We start from the raw sequence: 9525 nt of genomic DNA on the forward strand, positions 1-9525 counted from the left end.
GGGGCCGAAACCCCGCCGAAGCGAAGCGTAGGCCAAAAATACAGCCAAAAATACAGATCAGGGCCTGCCGTCCCCTCCGAGGCAGGCCCTGGTCCGGCGCCCCGGTATCGGTTCCGGGCCGCGACAATGATGGTGCCGGGCAGCGCCGGCGAGCCGCTTAACGTGCGCTTGTAGTCGTGCGCGAATCCGCTTGCGGCGCAGCGTCCACCGCTGCGAGCGAGTGAAAAGCCGTGTGCGACAACTACCCTCGACATGCACGAGGCCCGCCTTCCGTATGGAAGGCGGGCCTCGGGTCAGGTGATTCAGCGACCGGCGATATCGCCGTAGTCGCGCGCACCGTAGCCGGTGTAGATCTGGCGCGGGCGGCCGATCTTCAAAGGCTCGCTGTGCATTTCGCGCCAGTGCGCGATCCAGCCGGGCAGCCGGCCCATCGCGAACAGGACGGTGAACATGCGGGTCGGGAAGCCCATGGCCCGGTAGATGACGCCGGTGTAGAAGTCGACGTTCGGGTACAGGCGGCGATCGACGAAGTAGGAGTCGGTCAGCGCGGCCTCTTCCAGCGCCTTGGCGATATCGAGCAGCGGGTCCTGCACGCCCAGCTTGCCGAGGATCTGGTCGGCGGTCTTCTTGACGATCGTCGCGCGCGGGTCGTAGTTGCGGTAGACGCGGTGCCCGAAGCCCATGAGCTTCACGCCGTCTTCCTTGTTCTTGACCTTGCGGATGAAGTCCTTGACCGCGGCATCGACGGTGCCGCCGTTGATGTTCGCCTTGATGTCGTCCAGCATCTCCAGCACGGCCTGGTTGGCGCCGCCGTGCAGCGGGCCCCACAGCGCGTTGATGCCGCCGGATACCGAGGTGAACAGGTTGGCGTCCGAGGAGCCGACCAGGCGCACGGTCGAGGTGGAGCAGTTCTGCTCGTGGTCGGCGTGCAGGATGAGCAGCATGTCCAGCGCGGCGGCGACCTCGGGGTCGACCTCGTAGGGCTCGGCCGGGAAGCCGAAGGTCATGCGCAGGAAGTTCTCCACCAGGCTCAGCGAGTTGTCCGGGTAGAGGAACGGCTGGCCGACCGACTTCTTGTAGGAGTAGGCCGCGATGGTGGGCAGCTTGGCCAGCAGACGGATGGTGGACAGCTCGACCTGTTCGGGATCGCGCGGGTCCAGCGAGTCCTGGTAGTAGGCCGAGAGCGCGTTGACCGCCGAGGACAGCACCGGCATCGGGTGCGCGTTGCGCGGGAAGCCGTCGAAGAAGCGCTTGAGGTCCTCGTGCAGCAGCGTGTGGCGGCGGATCCGGTCGGTGAAGTCTTCCAGCTGTGCCTGGGTCGGCAGCTCGCCGTAGATGAGCAGGTAGCTGACCTCGATGAAGTTCGAGCTCGCGGCGAGCTGCTCGATCGGGTAGCCGCGGTAGCGCAGGATGCCGGCCTCACCGTCGATGTAGGTGATCGCCGACTTGGTGGGCGCGGTGTTGGTGAAGCCCGGGTCGTAGGTGACGTATCCGGTGCTGGCCAGCAGCTTGCCCAGATCGATTCCGTCGTTGCCCTCGACGGCCTGGGCGACAGTCATGGCGTATTCGCCGCCAGGGTAGGAAAGTACCGGCTTGGCGTCGCCTGCGCCGTTGGCGTCCGAAGGCGTTTGCGCGACTTTGATGTTCTCAGCGGGCACGGAAGGATCCCTCTCAGGCTAGAACCGTAGGCGTCGGGCGCGGTCGGCGTCCGGCGCACTTACCTCAACGCTAGCCGCTCACCGGTAGCGCCGATCCGTGAGGGTCGTCATCTGCTACCTCACGGTCACATGTGTGCGATGTGAGCTCGCGGGCCCGGTCGTGCTAGTGGCCCGCGCGGGTGCTCACGAGTGCTGATCGGCCGGAATCTCGGCGTGGACGCGGGGAACGCGGTAGCGGACGAAGGCGGGGAAGACGGCCGCGGCGATCAGCACGCCGATCACCACCAGGACCCCACCACCGGCCGCCGCCACGGCAGTACCCATGGCCGCCGCGGTGAAACCGTGGGCAACATCACCGATGCGGGGCCCACCTGCGACGACCACGGTGAACACCCCTTGCAGCCGTCCGCGCATCTCGTCGGTCGCCACCTCCTGCAACATGCTGGTCCGCAGCGCCGCGGAGAACATGTCGACCGCGCCGCCGAAGGCCAAGCAGGCCAGGGCGATCCACAGTCCGACCCCGACGCTCAGCTGATGGCCGGTGGCGCCGACAGCGAGTCCGAAGCCGATCATCGCCACACCCCACAGCGCGATGCACACGACCACGGCCATGCCCTGGCGCCGCACGTGGCCGAGCCATCCGGAGAACACGCCGCCGGCGACCGCACCCGCCGACATCGCGGCGAAGAGCAGGCCCAATGCCACACCGCCGGTCACCGGATCGCCGAAGGTGTCGTGCGCCATCTGCGGGAACAGCGCCCGCGGCATGCCGAACACCATCGCGATGATGTCGACGGCGAAGGAGGCCAGCAGGATCGGCTGGGTGGACAGATAGCTGAAACCCTCGACGACCGTGCTCAATCCGGCCTTGCGGGCCACCCCGGTCGGCGGGACGGCGGGCAGCCGCCACACGGCCCACAGTGTGGCCAGCAGGGCGATGGAGTCGAGCAGATACAGCATCGACAGTCCGGTCACCGGAATCAGCGCGCCCGCGAGTACAGGCCCGGCGATGGCGCCGAACTGCATGACGGTCATGTTCAGCGAGTTGGCGGCCGGGAGCAGATCGCCCGGCAGCAGGCGCGGAATGATGGCCGCGCGGGTCGGCTGATTCATCGCGAAGAACGCCTGCTGCACCGCGAAGAGTCCGAGCACCAGCCAGACGTTGTTCACCCCGGCCGCGGCCTGCAGCCAGAACGCCACCGAGGTGAGCCCGGTGCCGGTGCTGGTGATCAGCAACAGGGTGCGCCGGTCCATGACATCGGCGACCGCGCCGCCCCACAGGCCGAAGACGATCAGCGGCACCAGGCCGAAGATCCCGGCCAGGCCGACATATCCGGAGCTGCCGGTGATTTGGTAGATCTGCTGCGGAACCGCGACCACCGAGAGCTGAGCTCCGATGACGGTGACGATATTGGTGACCCACAGCCGCCGGAAATCGATGTCGCGCAGCGGTGCGACATCGGCGAGCACCTTCACCACGGCCGGACTTTCACCATGGCGCGGCGTCTTCGAGAAATCATCCCATGAATATAGCCGGTACCCGCCGATCCGCGACTCGGGCATATCGCCCGTCGCGGCGGGGATTCCGGGTCAGGGTTGCAGGCGTTCGATGCGGGCGGAGCCGATCGCGGTCGGTCCGTCCGGCAGCGTCATCCGGATGCGATTGTGCAGCCGGCTGCGCCGGCCCTGCCAGAACTCGATCTGTTCCGGACGCAGGATGTAGCCGCCCCAATTGGCCGGGACCGGAATCTGTTCCACGCCGTCGAAACGGGCCGTGACGTCGGCCAACGCCCGATCCAGATCCTCCCGCGAGGCCACCGTGCGCGATTGATGTGAGGCCCACGCGCCCAGTTGCGAATTGCGCGGGCGTGAGCGCCAGTACGCCGTGGTCACCTCTGTGGAGACCTGGTCCACCGGGCCTCGCAGCGTCACCTGCCGGCCCACCTTGGGCCAGGCGAAGGTGGCCGACGCATACGGCACCGCGTGGAGTTGATCACCCTTCGCGGAGTCGTAATTCGTGTAGAAAGTCACACCCTCCGCGGACACTCCCTTGCACAGGACCGTGCGCGAGGCGGGGCGCGGGCCGGCGTCGGTGAGCTCGACGGTCGCCAGCACCATGGCGTTGGGTTCGGTGATACCGGCGTTGGTGGCGAGTTCGATCCAGTTGCGCAGCAACGGTTCCCAGCCCTCGGCCGGCCAGCTCTCGGTCAGGTCCGGATCACCGCCGTATTCGGCCCGCATCGCGGCGATGTCGACATCGACGCGGGGTACGGCCCCGAAGCGGTCCGGCAAAGTCGATGAATTCGCGGTCGGAAGACCCGATTCGCCCCCCGCTGAGCCCGGTGAATTCTGCTCCTCGCGCATGGTCCAAACGTTACTCCCCAGTACTGGGGGGATAAGGTTGCAGGTGATCGGCCGGAGTGGCATACGGCCGCACCCGGCTGAGCCGGGACAGCACCGCCCCGGCCGAGCCGGGACAGCACCGCCCCGGCCGAGCCGGGACAGCACCGCCCCGGCCGAGCCGGGACAGCACCATCGCGTGGCCGCCCACAGATCGTGCGGCCCGAATTGCAAGGAGAGTCACAACATGACTACCAGCGCTGCGGCTCCTACTGGTCCGGCCGTACCCCCCGATTTCGTCAGTGGCCTGGAAGGTGTGGTGGCGTTCACCACCGATATCGCCGAGCCCGACAAGGACGGCGGTGCGCTGCGCTACCGCGGTGTCGACATCGAGGACCTGGTCGGTAACCACGTCACCTTCGGTGACGTCTGGGCGTTGCTGGTCGACGGCCGCTTCGGGCAGGGACTGCCGCCCGCCGAGCCGTTCCCGCTGCCGGTGCACACCGGCGACGTGCGCGTCGACGTGCAGGCCGGTCTGGCGATGCTCGCCCCGATCTGGGGCTACCAGCCGCTGCTGGACATCGACGACGCGACCGCCCGCGAGAACCTCGCGCGCGCGTCGGTGATGGCGCTGTCCTATGTCGCGCAGTCCGCCCGCGGCATCTACCAGCCGGCCGTACCGCAGAAGGACATCGACGAGGCGAGCACGATCACCGAACGCTTCATGCGGCGGTGGAAGGGCGACCCGGATCCGCGCCACGTCGAGGCCATCGACGCCTACTGGGTGTCGGCCGCCGAACACGGTATGAACGCCTCCACGTTCACCGCGCGCGTGATCGCCTCGACCGGCGCCGATGTGGCCGCCAGCCTCTCCGGCGCGATCGGCGCCATGTCCGGTCCGCTGCACGGCGGTGCTCCCGCGCGCGTGCTGCCGATGATCGAAGAGGTCGAAAAGACCGGCGACGCACGCGGTCTGGTGAAGGGCATCCTCGATCGCAAGGAGAAGCTGATGGGCTTCGGCCACCGGGTCTACCGGGCCGAGGACCCGCGCGCCCGGGTGCTGCGCGCCACCGCGAAGCGACTGGACGCCCCCCGCTACGAGGTCGCCGCCGCGCTCGAGCAGGCCGCGCTGGCCGAACTGCGCGAACGTCGCCCCGACCGAGCCATCGAGACCAACGTCGAGTTCTGGGCCGCCGTGATCCTGGACTTCGCCGAGGTGCCGGCGCACATGATGCCGGCCATGTTCACCTGTGGCCGCACCGCGGGCTGGTGTGCGCACATCCTCGAGCAGAAGCAGCTGGGCAAGCTGGTGCGCCCGGCCGCGATCTACACCGGACCGGCGCCGCGCACCGCGGAATCCGTGCCCGGCTGGGACACCGTCGTCCGGTAGCTCCGGGCCCACCACCGTTCGAGCGCCTTCGCAGTTTCTGCGGAGGCGCTCGTCGCTTCTCTGCCGTAGCATCTGCTCGCGTGGGTGGTGCAGAACTGTCGCGACGTCGGCTTCTGGCAGCGGGCGCGGCGGTAGCCGCGGGTTTCGCCGCAGCGGGATGTGCTACGGCCGAAGGTAATTCGTCGGTCAAGACGATCATCTCCACGGCGCCGCCGGCGCCGGTGCACCCCTCGGTTCCGCCGGCGGCGAGTCCGGTGACGGCGGCGCTGCCCGCACAGCCCGATCCGGTGGCCGTGGCCGCGCGCTATGCCGGACGGCAGCCCACCGGATGGGGGATGGACCTGCCCGGCATCATCACCTCGATCCCGGCGCAGGGTAAGCAGATGGCGTTGACGTTCGACGCCTGCGGCGGACCGGACAACGACGAGATCAACACCGAACTGATGAATTACCTCGTCGCCCACGACATTCCGGCGACGCTGTTCCTCAACAAGCGCTGGATCGACGCCGACCCGGGGCGGGCCGAACAGCTGGCCGCCAATCCGTTGTTCGAACTCGCCAACCACGGCACCCGGCACTGTCCGCTCTCGGTCACCGGTCACACCGCCTACGGCATCGCCGGCACCGTGTCCCCGCAGCAGGCGATCGACGAGGTGTGGGGCAATCACGAGCGGCTCACCCGGCTGCTCGGGCATCCGCCGCGGTTCTTCCGCGCGGGCACCGCGCATTACGACGATGTGGCGGTCGCCATCGTGCGGGATCTGGGGGAGACACCGGTCGGCTTCAGCATCAACGGTGACGCCGGTGCGACCTTCTCGGCCGCGCAGGTTCGTACCGCCATGTCGGCGGCGCAGCCCGGCGCGATCTCGATCGCCCATATGCACCGCCCGAAATCCGGCACCGCCGAGGGAATGTCGGTGGTTCTGCCGGTATTGCGTTCGCGCGGTTTCGAATTCGTCAAACTGCCCTGAGTCGCGGCTCAGAGTTCGGCCGAGGCCTCCCAGTCCACGGCCACCGACTCCCCGCGGTCCACGGCGAAGAACGCGACCTCGAGATGCCGGCCCAGATCGACCAGTTCGATCGCCGGCAGCGGCACCGGCTGCACGATCCGTACTCGCCACGGCTGCGGTTCGTCCCAGGCGCGCAGTTCCAGGTCCAGCCGCAGCACCGGATCGTCGCGCCCCGAATAGTCGGCCGCGATCGGCGTGGCGGCCAGCACGGTCGCGTCGGCGCGGCGGCCCGCGGACAGGATCTTCGAAATGCTGACCCGCGTCGCCTCCGTGACGCCGGGCACGTACAGCACCAGCCGCTCCCGATCACCCGGATCGACGCGGCAGCCGACGACATCACCGGGTTGCATGGACTCCCGGTCGGCGTCGCTCACTCGTTGCCGCACCCGGGTCTCGTACGGCGGTGCGCCGTCGAGCTGGATCCGGACCCAGAAGCGGTAGCCGGCGTCGATCCGGCCCGCGGCCCGCGTCCGGTTCCGTGTGCCGTCGCCGGGGGGGACCGCGAAGGTGGAGGTCCGGCAGGGCCGGACCCCGAGAATCGTGGCCTTCCCGGGCAGGCCACGCAGCAGTAGTTCATGGCGCGCTCCGTCGGAGAGCAGGCCCGTACGCAGCATGATTCCGACTCCCTCGAGCCGCTTGGCCAGCCGCGCGCGCAGGCCGGGCCCACCGCTGCCGGGCCGGGTCGATCCGTCCGCCTCGTCCTGGGGAACCGCAGTGGGCCCGGATGCCGCGGATGCGGCGGAGATGCCCGTGGAGTCCGGTCGCTCCCGCCCTGCCATGCTCATTGCCCAACGGTAACGGGCGGTCGTGCGCCGACACGGTGTTACGGACATCTGCGCGGTTTCGGCGAGCCCGTCGCATCCGTGTCCGCAACCTCGACCCACCCACGCGCGAGACCCACATCACGCTCTAGGCTTGAGCCCATGACCGCTGCCTTTCCGAGCATTCCCGACGATCTGAAGCCCGCCGACGGACGGTTCGGCTGCGGCCCGTCCAAGGTCCGTCCCGAACAGCTGCGCTCCCTCGTCGAGGTCGGCGCGTCCGTGATGGGCACCAGCCACCGTCAGAAGCCGGTCAAGGACGTCGTCGCGCGCGTCCGTTCGGGCCTGCGCGACCTGTTCTCGCTGCCCGAGGGCTACGAGGTCGTGCTCGGCAACGGCGGCACCACCGCGTTCTGGGACGCCGCGGCCTTCGGTCTGATCCGGGACCGGTCGTTGCACCTGACCTACGGTGAGTTCTCCTCGAAGTTCGCCGCGGTGGCCAAGCGCAACCCGTTCATCGGCGATCCGATCGTGGTCTCCTCGGATCCGGGCACCGCGCCCGAGCCGGTCTCCGACCCGGTCGCCGACGTGATCGCGTGGGCGCACAACGAGACCTCCACCGGTGTGTCGGTTCCGGTGCAGCGGCCCGCCGGCTCGGACAACGCGCTGATCGCCATCGACGCCACCTCCGGCGCGGGCGGCCTGCCGGTGAATATCGCCGATGCCGACGTGTACTACTTCGCGCCGCAGAAATGCTTCGCCTCCGACGGTGGCCTGTGGGTCGCGCTGATGAGCCCGAAGGCGCTGGAGCGAGTCTCCGAAATCAAGGATTCGGGTCGCTACACCCCCGAATTCCTCTCGCTGCCGATCGCGATCGACAACAGCACCAAGGATCAGACCTACAACACCCCGGCGCTGGCCACGCTGCTGTTGTTCGCCGATCAGATCGAGTGGATGAACAACAACGGCGGTCTGGACTGGACCGTCAAGCGGACCCTCGATTCCTCGTCGCGGCTGTATTCCTGGGCCGAGTCCAGCGAATTCGCCACCCCGTTCGTCGCGGAGCCGGCGCACCGTTCGCAGGTGGTCGGCACCGTCGACTTCGACCCCTCGGTGGATGCGGCGCAGGTCGCAAAGGTGTTGCGCGCCAACGGCATCGTCGACACCGAGCCCTACCGCAAGCTGGGCCGCAACCAGCTGCGCGTCGGCATGTTCCCGGCGATCGACCCCGAGGACGTGTCGCAGCTGACCCGCTGCATCGACTGGGTGGTGCAGCAGATCGGCGCCTGATCGCCACAGCGCTCGGATAAAAAGCTCGCGAAAGTCGCGGAATTTCGTCACCGAAATCCGCGGCTTTCGCGTTTACGCTGTTGTGGTGTGCGCCAACCGAAATCGTGCCGGAAGTTTGCCGGGGCGCGGGCCGGTCAGCGTGGAAACAGAGCAGATTAGTCGTCCCCCGCACCGCGGCGGTAGATTTCAGGCCGCGTGTCTTGCCACACGAATCTCAGAAGTGCACTACTGTTCCAGAACGTGGGCGGTGTCGCGAGCTAGTTGGTGCTCGGCGCAGCTGTGATCGACGCAGCGATAAGGAGGTAACGGTGCGTGAACTTCGAGTGATCGGATTGACGCCCGATTCCGCGCACATCGTGTGCGTCGATGCCGAGACCGGTCAGAAGTACCGGCTCGCCGCCGACGAGAAGCTGCGTGCCGCCGCGCGTGGAGACCTTGCCCGATTCGGCCAGATCGAGATCGAAACGGAGGCGACCATGCGTCCTCGCGATATTCAGGCTCGGATCCGTGCCGGTGCGTCGGTGGAGCAGGTCACCGAGGAGTCCGGCATGCCGGCCAGCCGGGTGGAGCGTTTCGCCTACCCCGTGCTGCTCGAGCGGGCCCGCGCGGCCGAACTGGCGCAGAAGGCGCATCCGGTGCGCAAGGACGGTCCCGCGGTGGAGACGCTGATCGAGATCGTCTCGGCCGCCTTCGCCGAGCGCGGCCACAATATCGATATCGCCGAATGGGACGCCTGGAAGGACGAGAAGAACTACTGGGTGGCCCAATTGCAGTGGCAGGCGGGCCGTTCGGTGATCGCCGCGCACTGGCGCTACCAGCCGGACGCGCACGGTGGCTCGGTGGTGCCGCTCGACGATCCGGCCTCGGACCTGATCGATCCGGATTTCGGCCGCGCGCTGCGCGGGCTGGCCACCATCCTGCCGGAGCCGACGCCCGAGCCCGCCCCGGTGGTGGAACCGGTGTCGGCCGGGCCGGTGCAGACCACGGCGGTGGCCGAGACCGGCGAGGCCGGTTTCGACGAGTACTTCGAGCAGCGGGCCGCCGTGGGTGGCACCGCGGTTCCGGTCAGCGCCAAG

8 protein-coding genes are annotated in these 9525 nt (G+C 68.4%); 4 read left to right on the plus strand and 4 right to left on the minus strand.

Annotated elements, in window-relative coordinates:
• Positions 1-302: 302 nt before the first annotated feature.
• The 3 genes from ON23_RS03235 to pdxH form a co-directional block, all read right to left on the minus strand.
• Positions 303-1658 (minus strand): citrate synthase, encoded by a 1356-nt coding sequence (locus ON23_RS03235; RefSeq protein ID WP_081879230.1) that lies wholly within the window; start codon positions 1656-1658, stop codon positions 303-305.
• 183 nt (positions 1659-1841) lie between these two features.
• A complete protein-coding gene (locus ON23_RS03240) occupies positions 1842-3134 on the minus strand; it encodes an MFS transporter (protein WP_223273499.1) in 1293 nt (430 codons plus the stop codon).
• A 114-nt stretch (positions 3135-3248) separates the two neighbouring features.
• Positions 3249-4022 carry a pyridoxamine 5'-phosphate oxidase gene (pdxH, locus tag ON23_RS03245; RefSeq protein WP_083903666.1) on the minus strand — a complete coding sequence of 258 codons (774 nt, stop codon included), beginning with the start codon at positions 4020-4022 and terminating at the stop codon, positions 3249-3251.
• A gap of 223 nt (positions 4023-4245) precedes the next feature.
• On the opposite strand from pdxH, the gene ON23_RS03250 reads away from it, so the two are divergent.
• Both ON23_RS03250 and ON23_RS03255 read left to right on the plus strand, forming a co-directional pair.
• Complete coding sequence (locus ON23_RS03250) at positions 4246-5388, plus strand: citrate synthase 2 (RefSeq protein WP_039776197.1); 1143 nt, start codon at positions 4246-4248, stop codon at positions 5386-5388.
• Positions 5389-5468: 80 nt separating this feature from the next.
• Positions 5469-6359 carry a polysaccharide deacetylase family protein gene (locus ON23_RS03255; protein ID WP_223273485.1) on the plus strand — a complete coding sequence of 297 codons (891 nt, stop codon included), beginning with the start codon at positions 5469-5471 and terminating at the stop codon, positions 6357-6359.
• Positions 6360-6367: 8 nt separating this feature from the next.
• Here ON23_RS03255 and ON23_RS03260 read toward each other — a convergent pair whose 3' ends face one another.
• On the minus strand, positions 6368-7183 hold the full coding sequence (locus tag ON23_RS03260; RefSeq protein WP_244970126.1) for a hypothetical protein: 816 nt from the start codon (positions 7181-7183) through the stop codon (positions 6368-6370).
• Positions 7184-7321: 138 nt separating this feature from the next.
• Between ON23_RS03260 and serC the strand changes: the two genes are divergently transcribed.
• Positions 7322-8449 (plus strand): phosphoserine transaminase, encoded by a 1128-nt coding sequence (gene serC, locus ON23_RS03265; RefSeq protein WP_039776199.1) that lies wholly within the window; start codon positions 7322-7324, stop codon positions 8447-8449.
• Between the two features lie 308 nt (positions 8450-8757).
• Positions 8758-9525, plus strand: a 768-nt coding sequence (gene sepH, locus ON23_RS03270; protein WP_157170144.1) for a septation protein SepH, incomplete at its 3' end; no start/stop codon positions are given.

This window comes from Nocardia cerradoensis NBRC 101014 (assembly GCF_000308535.1).
GTDB lineage: Bacteria > Actinomycetota > Actinomycetes > Mycobacteriales > Mycobacteriaceae > Nocardia > Nocardia cerradoensis.

Bases quoted from the DNA above. Each gene is read 5' to 3' on its own strand.
- ON23_RS03260 (WP_244970126.1), bottom strand. From the start codon at position 7,183: ATGAGCATGGCAGGGCGGGAGCGACCGGACTCCACGGGCATCTCCGCC.
- ON23_RS03250 (WP_039776197.1), top strand. From the start codon at position 4,246: ATGACTACCAGCGCTGCGGCTCCTACTGGTCCGGCCGTACCCCCCGAT.
- serC (WP_039776199.1), top strand. From the start codon at position 7,322: ATGACCGCTGCCTTTCCGAGCATTCCCGACGATCTGAAGCCCGCCGAC.
- pdxH (WP_083903666.1), bottom strand. From the start codon at position 4,022: ATGCGCGAGGAGCAGAATTCACCGGGCTCAGCGGGGGGCGAATCGGGT.